Origin of the sequence: Candidatus Pelagibacter communis (genome assembly GCF_012932795.1) — a bacterium.
Lineage (GTDB): Bacteria > Pseudomonadota > Alphaproteobacteria > Pelagibacterales > Pelagibacteraceae > Pelagibacter > Pelagibacter ubique_S.
This window is the reverse complement of record NZ_LANA01000001.1, coordinates 547,125-564,801: the sequence shown is the minus strand read 5'-3', so window position 1 is coordinate 564,801 and position 17,677 is coordinate 547,125. Positions and strand designations below refer to the sequence as shown.

General features: G+C 28.5%; 19 protein-coding genes. 10 read left to right on the top strand and 9 right to left on the bottom strand.

From position 1 onward, the window contains the following. Positions 1-66: 66 nt before the first annotated feature. Positions 67-1,257, bottom strand: a complete 1,191-nt coding sequence (locus VP91_RS02965; protein WP_169035949.1) for an SAM-dependent methyltransferase — start codon at positions 1,255-1,257, stop codon at positions 67-69. Beyond that, positions 1,258-2,142 carry a dihydrodipicolinate synthase family protein gene (locus VP91_RS02960; protein ID WP_169035948.1) on the bottom strand — a complete coding sequence of 295 codons (885 nt, stop codon included), beginning with the start codon at positions 2,140-2,142 and terminating at the stop codon, positions 1,258-1,260. Between the two features lie 50 nt (positions 2,143-2,192). Between VP91_RS02960 and VP91_RS02955 the strand changes: the two genes are divergently transcribed. Beyond that, positions 2,193-3,158: a glycosyltransferase family 9 protein gene (locus VP91_RS02955; RefSeq protein WP_169035947.1), complete on the top strand. Its 966-nt coding sequence runs from the start codon at positions 2,193-2,195 to the stop codon at positions 3,156-3,158. Here the strand turns inward: VP91_RS02955 and VP91_RS02950 are convergent. After that, positions 3,155-3,661 (bottom strand): J domain-containing protein, encoded by a 507-nt coding sequence (locus VP91_RS02950; RefSeq protein ID WP_169035946.1) that lies wholly within the window; start codon positions 3,659-3,661, stop codon positions 3,155-3,157. The genes VP91_RS02955 and VP91_RS02950 overlap by 4 nt on opposite strands. A 17-nt stretch (positions 3,662-3,678) precedes the next feature. On the opposite strand from VP91_RS02950, the gene VP91_RS02945 reads away from it, so the two are divergent. Both VP91_RS02945 and VP91_RS02940 read left to right on the top strand, forming a co-directional pair. After that, complete coding sequence (locus VP91_RS02945; RefSeq protein WP_169035945.1) at positions 3,679-5,754, top strand: S9 family peptidase; 2,076 nt, start codon at positions 3,679-3,681, stop codon at positions 5,752-5,754. Between the two features lie 101 nt (positions 5,755-5,855). After that, positions 5,856-6,302: an Hsp20 family protein gene (locus tag VP91_RS02940; protein WP_169036160.1), complete on the top strand. Its 447-nt coding sequence runs from the start codon at positions 5,856-5,858 to the stop codon at positions 6,300-6,302. A 38-nt stretch (positions 6,303-6,340) separates the two neighbouring features. On the opposite strand, the gene VP91_RS02935 is transcribed toward VP91_RS02940, so the two are convergent. Then, complete coding sequence (locus VP91_RS02935) at positions 6,341-6,646, bottom strand: hypothetical protein (RefSeq protein WP_169035944.1); 306 nt, start codon at positions 6,644-6,646, stop codon at positions 6,341-6,343. A 130-nt stretch (positions 6,647-6,776) separates the two neighbouring features. On the opposite strand from VP91_RS02935, the gene VP91_RS02930 reads away from it, so the two are divergent. Beyond that, positions 6,777-8,087: an NCS2 family permease gene (locus tag VP91_RS02930; protein ID WP_169035943.1), complete on the top strand. Its 1,311-nt coding sequence runs from the start codon at positions 6,777-6,779 to the stop codon at positions 8,085-8,087. A gap of 35 nt (positions 8,088-8,122) precedes the next feature. On the opposite strand, the gene VP91_RS02925 is transcribed toward VP91_RS02930, so the two are convergent. Further along, complete coding sequence (locus VP91_RS02925; protein ID WP_169035942.1) at positions 8,123-8,659, bottom strand: phosphoribosyltransferase; 537 nt, start codon at positions 8,657-8,659, stop codon at positions 8,123-8,125. Between the two features lie 30 nt (positions 8,660-8,689). On the opposite strand from VP91_RS02925, the gene VP91_RS02920 reads away from it, so the two are divergent. After that, positions 8,690-9,586, top strand: a complete 897-nt coding sequence (locus VP91_RS02920; protein ID WP_169035941.1) for a hypothetical protein — start codon at positions 8,690-8,692, stop codon at positions 9,584-9,586. A 1-nt stretch (position 9,587) separates the two neighbouring features. Further along, positions 9,588-9,884, top strand: coding sequence for a DUF1330 domain-containing protein (locus tag VP91_RS02915; protein WP_169035940.1), 297 nt, complete (start codon positions 9,588-9,590; stop codon positions 9,882-9,884). Here the strand turns inward: VP91_RS02915 and VP91_RS02910 are convergent. After that, a complete protein-coding gene (locus VP91_RS02910; protein ID WP_169035939.1) occupies positions 9,871-10,506 on the bottom strand; it encodes a DNA-3-methyladenine glycosylase family protein in 636 nt (211 codons plus the stop codon). The genes VP91_RS02915 and VP91_RS02910 overlap by 14 nt on opposite strands. Next, positions 10,499-11,383, bottom strand: a complete 885-nt coding sequence (locus VP91_RS02905; protein WP_169036159.1) for a DMT family transporter — start codon at positions 11,381-11,383, stop codon at positions 10,499-10,501. Before VP91_RS02905 ends, VP91_RS02910 begins: the two co-directional genes overlap by 8 nt. 35 nt (positions 11,384-11,418) lie before the next feature. Here VP91_RS02905 and msrA point away from each other — a divergent pair, with 35 nt between their 5' ends. The 4 genes from msrA to VP91_RS02885 are packed head-to-tail and all read left to right on the top strand — an operon-like array spanning position 11,419 to position 16,670. Further along, positions 11,419-11,862, top strand: coding sequence for a peptide-methionine (S)-S-oxide reductase MsrA (msrA, locus tag VP91_RS02900; RefSeq protein WP_169035938.1), 444 nt, complete (start codon positions 11,419-11,421; stop codon positions 11,860-11,862). Position 11,863: 1 nt separating this feature from the next. Next, entirely contained in the window at positions 11,864-12,676 is an 813-nt protein-coding gene (locus tag VP91_RS02895) for a sulfurtransferase (protein WP_169035937.1), read from the top strand. Positions 12,677-12,678: 2 nt separating this feature from the next. Further along, positions 12,679-13,548: an efflux RND transporter periplasmic adaptor subunit gene (locus VP91_RS02890; protein ID WP_169035936.1), complete on the top strand. Its 870-nt coding sequence runs from the start codon at positions 12,679-12,681 to the stop codon at positions 13,546-13,548. Further along, the gene (locus VP91_RS02885) at positions 13,548-16,670 is read left to right on the top strand and encodes an efflux RND transporter permease subunit (RefSeq protein ID WP_169035935.1); all 3,123 of its coding nucleotides are present in this window, start codon (positions 13,548-13,550) and stop codon (positions 16,668-16,670) included. Before VP91_RS02890 ends, VP91_RS02885 begins: the two co-directional genes overlap by 1 nt. On the opposite strand, the gene VP91_RS02880 is transcribed toward VP91_RS02885, so the two are convergent. Beyond that, positions 16,667-17,266 carry a lytic transglycosylase gene (locus tag VP91_RS02880; protein ID WP_169035934.1) on the bottom strand — a complete coding sequence of 200 codons (600 nt, stop codon included), beginning with the start codon at positions 17,264-17,266 and terminating at the stop codon, positions 16,667-16,669. The two genes, VP91_RS02885 and VP91_RS02880, sit on opposite strands and share 4 nt — an antisense overlap. Next, complete coding sequence (locus tag VP91_RS02875) at positions 17,259-17,660, bottom strand: VanZ family protein (protein WP_169035933.1); 402 nt, start codon at positions 17,658-17,660, stop codon at positions 17,259-17,261. Before VP91_RS02875 ends, VP91_RS02880 begins: the two co-directional genes overlap by 8 nt. Between the last annotated feature and the right edge of the window lie 17 nt (positions 17,661-17,677).

Here is a 17,677-nt window from a genome sequence, read left to right as displayed (position 1 = left end):
TGATTTTTTAGCTGATTTTTTTTTTATTTTTTTCATGCTTTAAGGAAGTTATGATTTATCAATATATTACTTATAAATATAGTCTCTTGTGATCGGTGTAGATGTATAATTTTTTGTTAATTGAAATTGATACACAACCTGGTCACCCCATTTAAAAGCAATTTCACAACCTGCAAGGTAAAATTCCCACATTCTGAAAAATTTTTCATCAAACATTTGAACAATTTGTTCCTTATTTTTTATGCAATTTCGCTTCCAGTGTCCTAAGGTATAGGAATAATGTAATTTAAGCACTTCTATATCTGACACTATTAAACCTGCTTTTTCTATTGGTGTGGTTACCTCACTTAAACTTGGGGTATAGCCTCCTGGAAAAATGTACTTAGTTACCCATGGGTGTGGGTCTCTAGGTGGATTAACAGAGCCTATTGTATGAATTAAAGAAATGCCATTATCATTTAATAATTTTTCTATTTGTTTAAAAAATTTTTTATAAAATTTTCTACCAACATGCTCAAACATTCCAACACTTACTATCCTATCAAATTTTTCATCTAATTCACGGTAATCCACAAGTTTGAATTTGACTTGATTTTCTAAATTAAGTTCTCTAGATTTTTTTACACAATGAGCAAATTGATTTTTTGACAAAGTTATTCCTGTAACTTCACAGTTTTTACTTTTAGCAATATCAAAAGCTAGTGCTCCCCAACCACACCCGATATCAAGAACTTTTTGATCTGGTTGTATATTTAATTTTTTAATAATGTGTTGTATTTTATTATTTTGAGCCTCTTCAAGAGATTCATCTTTATTTTTAAAATACGCACAAGAATATTGTTTTTTAGGATCTAAAAATAAATCATATAATTGATCTGAAAGATCATAATGATGGGCAACATTCATTTTAGATTTTTTTATAAAATTAAAATTTGTCAAATATCTATAAGATCCACTCAATTTATTTACAAAATTACTAAAAAAATTTAATTTTCCTCTTCCTATATTCATAAGAGCTAAATCTAAAAAATCAGTAAGAGTTCCATTTTCAATAATAATATCTCCATCAGAATATGCCTCTCCAAAATATAAGTCAGGCCGAAGCAATAATTTATAGTGAAGTTTCTTATTTAAAATTTTGATTGTAATTGGTATTTTTTTTTGAGGAGATCCTATGATGTATTTTTTTGAATCAGCATCAACTAAAATAAAACCATCATTTTTAAATATATCATTTAAAAACTTTGCTAGTTGCATTTATGCCGCCTTTAAGGATTCCAGAGTAAAATTAATTTTATTCAGTTCTTCTATTAACTGCTGCTTATCTTTTTCAGATAAAAGACTAATTGGAGGAAGGACATTTTGATAAATTTTATCACCATCAGACATAAAAGAATGTAATCCAGATATTAGATTAAATTTTTCAAAAATAGACCTGATATCACACAAAGTTTCATTTTTTGTTTGTTCTTTTTTTTTGATGAAGTCATCATAAACTTTTCTAGATAAAGATGCTGTTACATTGCAAGTTGCTGTAATAATTCCAGTACACCCTAACTCTAAACCCTTTAAAAGTTTTGACTCTGATCCTGGTAAAATGGAAAAATTATCTATCTTTAAATTTTCATAAAGATTGTATGAGCTATCTTTCACACCAACTATTTGTTTAGGAAATTTTTTAACAAGTTCCTCAACACATTTGATGCTAAATTTATATCCACACAATTTTTCAAAATTGTATAAAATAATTTTACAATCTGGTGATGCTTTGACTACTCTTGTATAAAATTCTATCACTTCTTTATCAGCAAATTTATAGTAAGCCGGAGGCATTATTAGAAAATTATTAAAATTTAAAGACGATGCTATACTCATCAGATTTATAGTTTCATTTAAAGAATTAAGTCCAGTTCCAATTAAATATTTATCTTTATATTTATTTTTTGATAATTGATTTAATAGACTAATCTTTTCACCAACAGATATAAGTTGTGCCTGTCCTGTGCTTCCAAAAATAGCTACTCCATGACACCCTTGGTCAATTAATTGCTCTGCATGATTAACTGTTTTCTCAATATTTAAAGATAAGTCGCTATTAAATACTGACATAGATGCCGCATAAATGCCTTTTATTTTACTCATTCTTAAAACTTATATAAAATTAAAAATTAGTAAAGGTGATAAATTATTAAATGAAAATTTTGGTCATACAAAATAAAATGGGGATTGGTGATATGGTTATTTATCTTCCATTTATAGAGGCGATTTCTAAAAAATTTAATGTACCTGTAAGTATTCTTGTTAAAGAGAGTTCCAAAGCAGAACAATTTTTAAGGGATACTAATTTTATCAATAAAATAATTATTCTTGAACGAGGAAATAAACTAAAAAATGGTAAACATGAAGGACTAGTTGGTTCATATAATTTAGCAAAAGATCTTAAGCAATATGATTTTGATAAAGTTTTTATTTTTAACTCATCTTTTAGATTTAATTTAATAGTAAGAATTGCTGGTATTAAGGAGATATATCAATACCCTTTATTACAGAAAAAAAATCAACATGTTATCAAGGCTGCAAAAAAACTTTTAAAAAATAACTTAGATCTAAATGTTGAGAACGACCCAAAAATATCAATTAATAATCAATCTATACAAGCGGCAAAGTCAAAATACAAAATTAATAATAATGAAAAAAATATATTACTTGGCATAGGTGGATCAGGACCAACTAAAAGAATCCCTGCGATAACTTTTATAAAACTTATGCACCTGATAAATCAAAAATATAAATGTAAATTTTTTTTAGCAACTGGTAAAAATAATCAAGAACAAGAAATTTTAAAAGAAATACTTAGTACAGATTTAAAAATTAAATGCTTTCCCTTGGACAATTTAAGTTTAATAGAAATATTACCAATAATAAAAAGTTGTGATGTTTCAGTTTGCAACGATTCAAGTTTTAGCCATCTTTCTTCAGGGTTAGGAATTAAAACAATAGTACTAATGTCTGATACACCATTAATTTATGGTAATTATAGTTCAAAGATGTATCCAATTATCCCAGATGGAGAAAATACAGTCACACACAATACTTTAGGAAAAGATAAAATTAATTCTAATAAAATTTTTGATCAATTAGACCATATTTTAAGTTAAGAGATATTTTTTAAAATAACCTCTTTAGCTTCGTTAACAATCGCTGATAACCTTGCAGTTTCTGGTGATATATCTGGATGAATTTTTTTTTGAATTTTTATATAGGCCTTATTGACATCATTTTTTGTATTCTTTTTATTTTTATCAAGATTTAAAATTTTATAGGCCTCTTCTAAAGATAACGTAGAAGAATTTTTAATGTTTTGACTCTTATTGAATGAAAACCTTCCAGAATTCCTAAGAGTTTGAATTAATCTAAATAAACCAATTAATTGAATGATTGAAAATCCTTTTAATTTGACAACAGCTAAACTTAATAAAGTTAACGGCACACTTAATAAAAATTTTCCTCCCACGGCAAGTATTAAAGCAAAAATTATTAATCCAAAAATAATTATTTTCCTGGAATAATTGGATATTTTTTTAGATGACGTGTTGACTAAAAGCTTTAGTAAAAAGTAAAAAATTCCTAAAATAATTAGTGTATAAATGATTATATTCATATATTTAAATTGTTCCTATGAAAATACCACAGCTTAAAAAAAAATCAGAGATAAAAACATGCCATGGTATCAGTTGGGAAGATAACTATAGCTGGATACATCAAGACAATATATTAGAAGTTCTAAAAGATAGTAAAAAATTAAACCCCGAGGTCAGAAAGTACCTGGAAGAAGAAAATTCTTATACAGATTTTCACTTGTCAGATACTAAAAACATCAAAAAAAAACTATTTGATGAAATCAAGGGTAGAATAAAGTTAGATGACGAATCTATACCATTTAAAGATTTTGATTATGAATATTGGACAAAAACAACAACTAAAGGAAATTATTCCATTAAACTAAGAAAAAAAATTGGCACTAAAAATATTGAAGAAATTTGGAACGGCGATGAAGAAAAAGAAAAACTTGGTGTGAAATATTTTGGTGTTGGTGATCTTGAGGTTAGTTTTAACGATAAATATTTAGCTTATTCCTTAGATACCAAAGGTTCTGAATATTACACGATATACATCAGGGATATTAAAACTAAAAAATTAGTTACTGAAAAAATTGAAGAAACCTCAGGAGTAATAACTTTTAGCTTAGATGACAAATACATTTTTTACTCAAAGTTAGATGAAAATCATAGACCAAGAAAAATTTATAGACATAAATTAGGATCAAACACTAGAGATGATCATTTAATTTTTGAAGAAAAAAGTGAAGCTTTTACAGTTGGTATTAGTCTAAGCTCAGATGATAAATATTTTTTTATCAACACCTCCGACCATAATACTTCTGAACAATATTACTTTAGTGTTGATGAAAAAAAACCAAATCCTAAATTAATAAAGGAAAGACATAAAGGAATACTCTATTCTGTTAATTCTTGGAATGGAAGATTTTATAACCACACAAATGAAAATGCTGAAGATTTTAAAATTGATGTTACTAACAATTTAGAAAAGCCAAATTGGAAAAATTTTATATCTCCAAAAGAAGAGGTTTTAATTGGTGGACTAACATTTTTGAATGATTGGATAATAAGATCTGAAACTTCCAATGCTTTAGATAAATTATTTGTAAGAAATATTACAACTGAAATAGAAGAAGAATTAATTTTTTCAGATGAAAAGGTTTTTGTTCCTGGAATATCTTTAGCTCAAAGAGACAAAAATACAGACAATATATATTTAGGTTACTCTTCACCCAAAACTCCTGGAAAAACTTATTCTTATAATTTAAGATCAAAAGAAAAAAAATTAGTAAAAAAAGAGGAAATTCCCTCTGGACATAACCCAGATGATTATGTTGTTGAAAGGGTTAATTGCGTGTCTCATGATGGAAGGTTGGTACCCCTTACAATTACAAAGCATAAAAATACAAAACTAGATGGAACAGCACATTTGTTACTTTACGGTTATGGTTCATACGGAAGTTCAATGAGTCCTAGTTTTTCCACTACCAGATTAAGTTTAATTGATAGAGATATTGTTTGGGTTACAGCACATATAAGAGGAGGAATGGAAAGAGGAATGAAGTGGTGGAAAGAAGGAAAACTACTTAATAAAAAGAATACTTTTGAAGATTATATTGCATCAGCTAAATATTTAATTGAAAATAAATACACTTCAAAAAATAAAATAATTGGAATGGGTGGTTCCGCTGGAGGTCTTCTAATGGGGGCGGTTGTTAATCAAGCATCTGAATTATTTCTAGGAATGATAATGGCAGTACCTTTTGTAGACTCTTTGACTACTAATTTAGATCACTCCTTACCTTTGACTATTGGTGAGTTTGATGAGTTTGGAAATGCAAAAGATAAAAAAGATCACTTTGAATATATTTATTCTTACGCTCCTTATAATAATATAAAAAAAAAGGATTATCCTCATATATTAATTACAACAAGCTTAAGTGACAACAGGGTATTGTTTGATGAGCCAGCAAAATTTACTGCAAAACTTAGAGAATATAAAACTGATAATAACATATTACTTTTAAAAACCGAGATGAACGCAGGTCATGGTGGTAAATCAGGAAGAGATGGTGCTATAGAAGAAATTGCACTTGATTATGCATTTGCATTAAAAATTGCACAAAAAATTTGACTTTCATATCTTGAAAATTTCAACTTAATTATTATGTATGTAATGTAGTAGGTCGCCTTATGGGACTTACTAAATTAACCTTGCTAACAATGGAGGAAACTATGACAAGTAGAGATCTATCTATATTTAACACTCTAAGACCTTTTTCAATTGGATTTGATGATATGTTTGATCAATTTGAAAATATGCTAGGGAATGGAGGATTGACCATGCAATCTAATTACCCACCTTACAACATAAGAAAAACTGGAAAAGACAACTACGCTATTGAAGTTGCTTTAGCTGGTTTTAACAAAAATGATGTTGAGGTTGAGTTTGAAGATAATTTGTTAACTGTAAAAACTAAACAAATTAATAAATCAGATGAAAAATCTGAAGATAGTGAAATTATTCATAAAGGTATTTCACAACGACAATTTGCTAGATCATTTACAATTGCAGAAGATGTAAAAGTAAATGGTGCACAGTTGAAAGATGGTCTTTTAACAATTGCTTGTGAGAGAGTTGTACCAGAATATAAAAAGAAAAAGCTTATTGAAATAAAATAAGTGCTGATCTTACTTGTGGGGAGTATTCCCCACATGTTTTAAAAACAACCGTTTGATATAAAACCAATCACAGTGGAATTAGAATTTACTTCAAATCTTCTTTCACAAAGTATTCCATACTTTTTAGTATTATAAACAATTTCTAAATTACCATTATTATTTTTAAATTCTTCATCTGGATTACCTAGATCAATTTTTAAGTCATCTAAATTTTTTCCAATATATTGACTTAATTTTTTGTTTTCTTTTTTTACAATTGCATCTGTTTTATTTTTAATTGTTTGACAGCCAGCAAAAAAAATTAAAAAAAATAAACTTATAAAAATAAATTTTATTTTTGACATGTTAAAAGATAACATTGAAAATATGGCATAAATATAAACTTATAAGTTGAATTGTGTTGATAAACTTGGATTTATAAGAGTATTTTTCTAAATTATCTAATATTAATCTAATCTAATCTAAGGAGGATCAATGTTAGAAAAATATTTTGACTATAAAAAACATAAGACAGACTTTAAAACAGAAGTAATTGCTGGTGTAACTACATTTTTAACAATGGCTTACATCATGTTTCTAAATCCATTTATACTATCGGGTGAATTTGCCGGTCCAGAAAAAGGTTTCTTTGATTTTGGAGCCGTATTTACTGCAACAATTGTTGCAACTGCACTCGCTTGTTTCATTATGGCATTTTACGGAAAGACATGGCCAATAGGTTTGGCTCCTGGCATGGGAATTAATGCTTTTGTTGCATTTGGAGTTGTTGCTGGGATGGGTTACACCCCACAAGCTGCTCTTGGCGCGGTACTGGTTGCTGGGGTTTTGTTTTTAATTATTTCTCTAACACCAATTAGAGCTTGGTTAATAAATTCTATTCCAAAAAGTTTAAAACTTGGAATAGGTGCTGGAATTGGATTATTTTTAGCAATTATTGGATTGGAAATTATGGGTATTGTTGCTGATCACCCAGTAACTCTTGTTACAATAGGTGACATGAAAAATCCTTTAATTTTACTTGCCTGCCTTGCTTTTGTTTCTATGATAGTTATGGAAAAGTTAAATATTAGAGGAAATATAATTATTGGAATAATTGTATTTAGTGTTATTGCTTGGGCAACTGGTCTTGCAAAATTTAATGGGGTCGTAGGAAGTATTCCTCCAATGACATATCTATTCGATTTTGATTTGACAGCAGCATTTACCGCTGGAATGTCTACAGTAATATTTACATTATTATTTATAGATTTTTTTGATACGGCAGGGACTTTAACTTCAGTTGCAAATGTTGCTGGTAAAGTTGATAACAAAGGTAAAGTTAAAGACATAGAAAAAGCAATGATGGCTGACAGTGTTGGAACTGTAGCTGGTGCATTAATGGGTACAACAACGGTAACAAGTTATGTTGAGTCTGGTGCTGGTGTAAAAGCAGGTGGTAGAACCGGAATGACTTCTTTAACTATTGGAGTTTTATTTCTAGCTTGTTTATTCCTTTCACCTTTAGCAACGAGTTTGCCAAAAGAAATAGATGGAGCTGCGCTTTTATATGTTTCTGTTTTGTTTGTAAGAAATATTGTTGATATAGAGTGGGATGATATTGCAGAATCTGCTCCAGCAATTCTTGCTATGATTGCTATGCCTTTGACCTACAGCATTAGTAATGGTATTGCTTTAGCATTTATTTCTTACGCTTTAATCAAATTATTTACTGGTAAATTTTCTTCAACATCACCAGCAATATGGGTTATAGCAATCTTAAGTGTTATTAGTTTTGCTGTTGCTTAAAAAATAACTTTATAGGGTCAGATTAAAATCTGGCCCTATTCATTTCTCTTAATTATTTCTTCTATAGACAGCTCTTCATAATGTTCAGTAGGTTGAACAATCCATGGATCTGAATTTAATTTTACTGGGCAAAAATCTGGTTCAAATGTAGATGATTTCTTTTTCCACAAGCATGCTGTCTTTACTTCTTTAATAAAATTTTTAGTTGGCTCATATTTTTTCAACCATTCAATACTTTTATTAAGTGTTAAACCAGTGTCAGATAAATCATCCACTAAAAGCACTCTATTAAAGTCCTTATTTTCAGCTAATGAGCTAATTTCTCTAGCAAACATTAATTGACCCTGTTTATCTTCCATACTTTGCCCTGAATAACTTTGAATAACTATATATGCTATTGGTAGTTTTAGAATTCTAGACAGAATATCTAATATTGGAGCTGCACCCCTCATGATACCAACTAATACTGTTGGTTTGTAATTGTTGTGTATTTCTATTGCTAATTTTTCAACAATTTTTGTATACTCATCAAAATTGATAATTAATTTATCTGCCATAAAATTTTTTATCATATAAACAAAAATAAAAAAGAAATAAAAATTATGAAAATATTTGATTGCTTTATGTTTTATGATGAGGAGCTCTTGTTAGATATAAGATTAAATATTTTAGATAAATATGTTGATTTTTTCATCATAGTCGAGAGTAAGTTTTTTCATAACGGTAAAAAAAGGCGCCTAAAATTTGATATTAATAAATTCAAAAAATTTGAAGATAAAATTATTTATATAATTCAAGAAAGTGAACCTGAAGAAATTATTAAACTTGAAGATAAAGACGATGAAGATACCAAGTCATATAAACTTATTATTAATGCTCATTTAAGAGAAAATAATCAAAGAAATTATATAAATGAAGGATTAAAAAAGGCTGAGAGTGATGATTTAGTATTAATTTCTGATGTGGACGAAATACCAAATTTTGATTCAATAGACTTATCAAAAATTAACAATCAAATTATTATGTTCGAGCAAGAAATATTCTATTATAAATTTAATAGATATCTTCCAAATTTTAAATGGTTTGGAACTAAAGCATGTAAAAAAAAAAAATTAATAAGTCCTCAATGGTTACGAAACATAAAAAATAAGAAATACTCTCTTTGGAGATTGGACACCTTTTTTTCTAAGAATAAATATATTAATAAACTATTTATTAAAAATGGAGGGTGGCACTTTTCTAATATCAAGAATGCTAAGGATTTAGAGTTAAAATTAAAATCTTATTTACATCATAGGGATTATGAAGCTGAAGAACTAGGATACAATAAAATCAATAAATTGATTAAAAATAATGAAACAATTTATGATATGTTTGGAGACAAAAAATCTAAAAAATATGGTGATGAAAAAAGAAAAAAATTAGAAATATATGATTTAAATAAATTACCTAACTTTATTCAAGATAATATAGGTATACTTAAAGAATGGATGGATTGATTTGAAAGGATATTGGTTAGCTTTATACAAAAAAATTGATGATATGGATAATTTAAAAATTTATTCTACTAAAGTAACCCCTGTAATAAAAAGCTTTGGGGGCAAGCCTCTAGTAAGAGGTGGAGAATATCAGTGTTTAGAAGGTGAAGATTTTCCAAGAACTGTAATTTGGGAGTTTCCAAGTTATGAAGCTGCTATAAAATGTCATGAGTCAAAAGAATACCAAGATGGTTGGTCAGTAGCCAAAAATACTACGGAGAGAAATTTACAAATAATTAAAGGTTTTAATATTGAATAGGTTCTGGATCTACACTTCTCCATAAATACCAAGTTGCAACTGAGCAGTATGGTGTAAACTTTTTTTGTAGTAAACTGACGTAAGACTCTGGGGGTAAATATTTTTTTTTATAATTTTTTGAAATTCCTCTTAAAAGACCAATATCTTGCACTGGCCATATATTCGAGCGATTATAAGTAAATAATAAGATCATTTCAGCTGACCACCTACCAATTTGTCTTAATTTAGATAAGTAAATAATTGCATCTTCGTCAGACATCTTGGAAATTAGTCTAGGATTAAATGATTTATCCAAGGTTTGTTTTGCTAAACTTTTAATACCTTTAACTTTTTGTCTGCTTAATCCACAGCTTTTGAGTTGAGTAGTAGATATTTTAGATATCGTCTTTGCATTAATTTTATTTTTACATTTTTTTTTAAACTTTAAAAATACTGAGTTAGCTGCTGCAACACTAATTTGTTGTCCAATGATACTTTTACATAATGAATAAAATATGTCTTTTCTAGAAGTTAGTATTGCTTCTGAGGGAGATTTATATCTGTTAATTAATAAAGACATAACCTTGTCTTTACTTGATAAATATTTTTTTGCTGTATTCCAATATTTTGGTTTTTTATTCATGCCTAGTGTTAGATGGTATTTTTTGTTTATGGTAAATTTCTCTTCTAAAAATTATAAGTGAAGCAAAAACTACAAGAATCGCTCCAATCAGTGTTTTTATTGTTGGTATCTCATTCCAAATAAAATAACCAAAAAATATAGCAAATATTAGAGCTAAATATTTTAAGGGTGCTACTAAAGATACTTCTGAGAGTTTATAAGATTGAGTTAAAAATAAATTTGCAGAACCACCAGTTACTCCGATTAAAACTAAAAGTATAAAATCTTTAAAATTTGGCATTATCCAGCCCATTGGTATTGTAACCAATCCTGCAATTGAAATAGTAATTGTAAAAAAAATTGAAATAAGCCAAATAGGTTCTGTTGTCGATAGTTTTCTAATTGTGATAGTTACAAAGGCCATTCCAATACAAAATATTAATGGAAGAAAATATAGGTAATTCATACCCTTAAAACCAGGCTCTGCAATTATGATAACACCCATGAATCCAATTAGGACCGCCAACCATCTAAAAATACCAACTTTCTCACTCAGTAAAAAAATTGATAAGACAGTAATAAATAAGGGTGCCGCATATGATAAACTAACAACAACAGCTAAAGGAAGTTCTCTTAAAGCAACAACTATCGCAATTAAAGCCATTAAACCCATTATGCACCTAAATAAATGTTCTTTTGATCTCTTGGTTGTATAAAAAGTTTTTAATCTATTTTTTGGAATTAAAAAATAAGTTGGCAATAGTCCAAAAAAACCTCTAAAAAACAATACTTGTCCTGTAGGATAGTCACTTGACCATTTTACAAGTAAATCCATAATTGAAAAAGTGCACACTGAAAGAAACATATACAAAAAGCCTAATTGATTTTTAGTTAACATAGCAATAATTTGTAAATCAAATAAAAGTATAATCAATGGAAATAGCAGTCTTAGGATTAGGATGTTTTTGGGGGCCAGAGATTAAGTTTAGTAAACTTGAGGGGGTCATTAAAACTGAAGTTGGTTATTGTGGTGGTAATAGCAAAATAGTTACTTACAAGGAAGTGTGTACAGGTGATACAAACCATGCAGAGGTTGTTAAATTAGATTTTGACCCTGGGCTTATCTCTTATGAAAAAATTTTAAATTTCTTCTTCGAAATTCATAATCCTACAACTTTAAATTCGCAAGGACCAGATTTTGGAACTCAATACAGAAGTGAAATTTTTTATTTAAACGACGAACAAAGAATAATTGCAGAAAAAGTAATAGAAAAAATGAATTTAAATATGTCTGGAAAAGTTGTGACAAAATCATCTTTGTTAAAAAATTACTGCCCAGCAGAGGAATACCATCAGCGTTACTTGGAAAAAAGGTAATATGTCATTAGTAGATACGAATTGGTTAGAGAAAAATTTATATAAGGTAAAGATTATTGATTGTTCATGGCACATGCCTCAAACAAAAAGAAATGGTTTGGAAGAATTTCAAGAGCTGCATATAGAGAATGCAGTATTTTTTGACTTAGATAAAAATTCTAAAACAGACACAAATTTACCTCATATGCTTACTGATTCTAAATCATGGGAAAAGATTTTATCAAATATGGGCATCAGAAATGATGACCAAATAATAATTTATGATAATTCTGATGTAATCAGTTCGTGTAGGTGTTGGTATAATTTTATTTATTATGGGCACAATGCAAATTTAGTTCATGTGTTAGATGGTGGCTTAAAAAAATGGATTAATGAGAAGAAACCAACTGTTAATGATTTAACAAAAATTATTAATTCTAATTATTTAGCTCACGAAAAAAAAGAATTAGTAAAAAACAAAAAACAAATTGATGAAAACATTAATATAAATAAATTCAAAGTTATTGACGCAAGAAGTAAAGAAAGATTTGAAGGAAAGACTCCTGAACCAAGGAAGGGGTTAAGAAGTGGATCTATAAAGAATTCTTTTTGTCTCCCTTTTTCTGATCTCATAAATGAGGATCATACATTTATTGATAAAGAAAAAATTCTTGAAAAATTTAAATCAACTAATTGTGAACTTGATCAAAATGTTATATTTACATGTGGTTCTGGTATTACTGCTTCAGTTTTGGCTCTTGCTTATTCTCTAATAGATACTAAATATAAACCAATAATCTATGATGGCTCATGGAGTGAGTATGGAAAGATTTAATTATGAAAAGATCGACTAAAGTAACATCCTTAATAATAATTTTTTTTTTAGTCATAGCTATTGTCGTAATCAGTAGAGTGATCATAGGAAATCATTTTGCAAAAAAATTTAGTAAAAGACCTCCACCTGGAATTATTGTGACAGAAGTTGTCAAAACTGATTTTTCAGAAAAAATTGAAAGTTTTGGAACTGCTGTATCAAAAAAAAATGAATCATACAGAATTAAAAGAAGTGATTTGATTGCAGAACTTAATCTCAAAAAATACGTTAAAAAAGGAGACCTAATATTAGAACTTAAAGATAGAAATATCACTGCACCATTTGATGGTATTTTGGGATTTAGAGGAATAACTGGGGATATTCTTGACTCTAATAACTCAATTATTATTACATTGGATGATAATTCTATTATTTATTCTGATTTAAAAATACCTGAAATCTTTGTAAATGTAATTAAAAAAGGCTTACCAATAACAGCTAAATTTTCTGGTAATAAAGAAAAACATTACACTGGAACAGTTTATGCCGTTTCAAGTAGAATAAATGCAGAAACTAGAAGTGTTTTAATAAGAGTTAAGATTGATAATAAGGATGCTGAATTAATTCCAGGATCACTTTTGGAAGTAACAATTAACTATAACGAAAGAAATTCTCTTGGAATACCCGATACAAGTATAATGCTAGAGGGAGATAAAATTTATGTTTACAAAGTTTCAGAAAAAAATATCACAGACAAAACTGAAATTAAGATTGGAATAAGAAATGGCGGTTATGTTGAAGTTTTATCTGGATTAAATGAAGGAGAAAACATTGTTGCAGAAGGCCTTAAAAAAGTTCGTTCTAAAGGTAAGATAAAACCAATTGAAAAATAATGTATATAACTGAATTAAGTATAAGAAGACCAGTCGTTGCTTGGGTAATGTCTCTTATATTGATCGTTTTTGGGATATTTGTTTTTTCGGAATTACCTGTAAGAGAATTACCTGATGGTTTACAACCACCAGTAGTACAAGTTAAAGTAAATTATAAATCAGCATCAGCTCCAATTATTGATCAAGAAGTAACTCAAGTTATTGAAGATGTGGTGGGTGGCGCTGAAGGAATTAAAAATATTAACTCAACATCTGAAAATGGCAGTAGTACAATAGATATTGAGTTTAACACAGACATTGATTTAGATAATGCTGCTAACGATATAAGAGAAAGAGTTGCAAGAATTGTAGACAGATTACCAAGTGAAGCTGATTCACCTCAAATATTAAAACAAGCAGCTGGATTTACAACTACTATGTGGTTGTCGGTAACTTCATCAACTTGGAACGACCTAGATCTAGGAGACTACACTGAAAGATATTTGGTTGACCAATTTTCAAGTGTTAAGAATGTTGGAAGAATTAGGACAGGTGGTTTAAGAGATTTAAGTGTAAGAGTATGGATTGATCCAATTAAATTAGCAGCTAATAATTTAACTATTCAAGAAGTTGAATCAGCTTTAAGAAAAGAAAATATTAGCCTACCTGCAGGTACTCTTGAGGCTAATAATATAGATTTAACTCTGAATTTAGATAAATCTTATGATGACATTGATATGTTAAAAGAACTTCCAATAAAAAAAATCAAAAATAGCATCATAAGACTTTCAGATGTTGCAAATGTTGAATTTGGGCCTGTCTCTGAAAAAACACTTTTTAAAGCACAAACAAAAAATGCTTTAAATCAAAAAACTGTTGGAATAGGCATTTATGCAAAAAGTGGTGCATCAACAGTTGAATTATCAAAAAATATTAGAAAAAAAATAATTGAGGTTAAAAAAACATTGCCAGATGGTGTTGATATGGAGGTTGCTTTTGACCGAGCAACGTATGTGGGAACAGCAATACAAGAGGTATACAAAACTCTAATAATTGCATTTATATTGGTTGTTGTAATAATTTATTTATTTTTAGGCAATCTTAAAGCTGTAATCGTTCCAGCAGTCGCTTTACCTGTAAGTTTAATAGCATCTTTCTTAGGGCTTTACTTATTTGGACTATCAATAAACATATTTGTTCTTTTAAGTTTTATTTTAGCAATAGGAATTATCACAGACGACTCTGTAATCATGACTGATGCTATATATAGTAGAATTGAAAATGGAGAAACTCCGTTAGTTGCAGCATACAAGGGATCAAAACAAATTAGTTTTGCAATTATAGCTACTACTTTAATTCTAGTTGCAGTCTTTCTGCCTTTAATTTTTATCGATGGTATTGCAGGTACTTTATTTAGAGAAACTGCAATAGCATTATCTTTTTCAATTGTAGTGTCCTCTTTTGTAGCGTTAACCTTATCGCCAATGTTGGGAAGTAAATTTTTAGTTAAAAAACCAAAGCAAAATTTTATTGTTATAAAATTTGATAAATTTTTTAAATCCTTTTCAAAGTTCTATCAAGAAACTCTTTTGTTTTGGTTAAATAAAAAAAAAATTGTTGTTTCATTTTTAATTTTAACAATTATTGGATCAAGTATTTTATACAGCTTTACTAAAAAAGAACTATTACCAATGGAAGATAGGGGTGTTTATCTTGTGCTTGGCTTTACTGATGAAGGTAGTTCATTTGAGTACACAGAAAAAAGAGCTGAGGATGTGGAGAAAAGATTAATTCCTTTGCTTAAAGCCGAAAACAGTCCTTATAAAAGATTTATCATGAGAGTTCCTGGATTTGGAAGTAATAAAAATTCTTTTAATAGTTTTATAATTATTGCCCTACTGGATGACTGGGGAAATAGAAAACAAAACTCGCAAACTGTAATGAGGCAGGCGATCGGAAAAATTGTTACAGTGCCAGAAACTGTTGCATTTCCTATATCTCCTCAATCAATCAGAGTATCAAGTTATAATAAGCCAGTTCAAATGGTTATATTAGGAAATAGTTATGAAGAGTTGGAAGAAAAACAAAATGAAATTATATCAAAATTAAGAAAAAATAAAAAATTATCAAGAATAGAGTCAGATTATTCAAGAAATAAACCAGAAATAAAATTATCTATCAACAAAAATAGAGCCAAAGATTTAGGAGTTTCAACTGAGTCAATTGGAAAAACTTTAGAAACTCTGTATGGAGGTAAAACTGTAACTAAATTTAACAAATTAGGAAAGGAATATCCTATTATTCTTCAGCAATATTTAGTGGATAGAAGAAATAAAGAAGGTTTGACTAAAATTTTTGTAAGGTCGAATACTACAGGTAAGCTAATTTCTTTGGCAAATTTAGTTGAATTTAAAGAAGAGGGATCAGCAAAAAAATTAACAAGATATAATAGACAAAGAGCTGTAACTATATCTGCAAATATATCTCCGGATTATACTCTTTCTGAAGCAATTAGTTACTTAGAGCAAACTTTATCTGAATCGAAAATAAATAATCAAATTGCGTGGAAAGGAAAGTCTGAGGAATTAAAAGAAACTAGCAATGAATTATTCATTATTTTTGGGTTAGCACTATTGACCGCCTATTTGGTAATGGCAGCAACTTTTAACTCATTTATACACCCATTTATAATAGTGTTAACAGTTCCACTTGCTTTGTTTGGTGGTTTAGTATTCATTTTATTTTTAAACAGTTCAATTAATATTTTTTCTCAAATTGCACTTGTAATACTAATTGGAATTTCCACTAAAAACAGTATCCTCATTGTTGATTATGCTAATCAATTAAGAGCTACAGGAAAAAATATAGAGACATCAATTAAAGAGGCTTGTGATCTAAGATTTAGACCAATTATGATGACTTCTATAAGTACAATGATTGCAATGTTGCCACTAGTAATAGGCAATATTGGACCTGGTGCAGGGGAAACATCTAGGTTGGCTGTAGGCTCAACTATTCTAGGTGGAATGATTATCTCTACATTCTTTACATTATACGTTACACCAACAATGTACTTAACTCTTGCTAAAAATACCCAAAGAATTGATGCCGTAGATATCGAGTTAAAAAAACAACTTCGTTAAAAAATAATATATTTATTTTTATTTAATCTTTTCTGACATTTTTTCATTTGAGATTTATATTTGTCTGATTGGTTTTTTACTTTTTTAGCTAAGCTAATAACTTTTTGATTGTTCTTATAATTTTTGTAACCACCCCACCCTTCGTGATATGCAAGATATTGTCTAAAAGCATCTTTCTTAGAAATTTTCAAAAGACTCTCAGTTTTATCTGTATACCAGCCAATAAAGTCTACACTGTCCTTAAATCTTGCTCTTGTTGCAAGTTTATTGCCCGTTTCATTTTTATACTGTTCCCATGTTCCTTTTACAGCTTGTGAGTACCCAAAAGAGCTTGATGGGCGCTTAAAGGGTATAATTTTAAATAGTTTTTGTCGCTGGGGTTTTGCTAACCAATCAAAATCGGACTCCATTTTAATTATTGCTAACTGAACATAAATTGGTGTACCCCATTTTTTTTCAGTTTTTTTTGCATGTTTATACCAAAGGTATCTTTCATTGAAGATAGAACAACTATTTGATGTATTTTGGGGTATCGAGGAACAAGCTGAAATTAAAATAATTATTATGATAAAAAAAATATTTCTTATTTTAAACATACTTATTTTTAACATTATAAATAATAATTACTATTGTAACACCTAGGATATTTCCAAATAAATCGCTCCACTCAAACCCTCTGTTTGGAATAATTAAATGAAATAATTCTAAAATAATTGATAATGAAAATAAATATGTGATTAAAAATTTAATTTTATTTGAACTATAATAGGCAAGAATTCCAAAGAATGAGAGAATTATGAATACATACACATGATTAGAAGAGACTAAGTACTTGGAGGAAACTATAAAGTTTTTAGTAATTTGTGGCTGAACATAGCAATTATTGTATAGATAACATCCAAATATACTTCCTGGATATAGGTAAAATATTATCAATATTAGGTTGATTGAATGAAACCCTAAAATTAAAAGTTTTTTTATATATTTCATAATAATTTCATTTATTT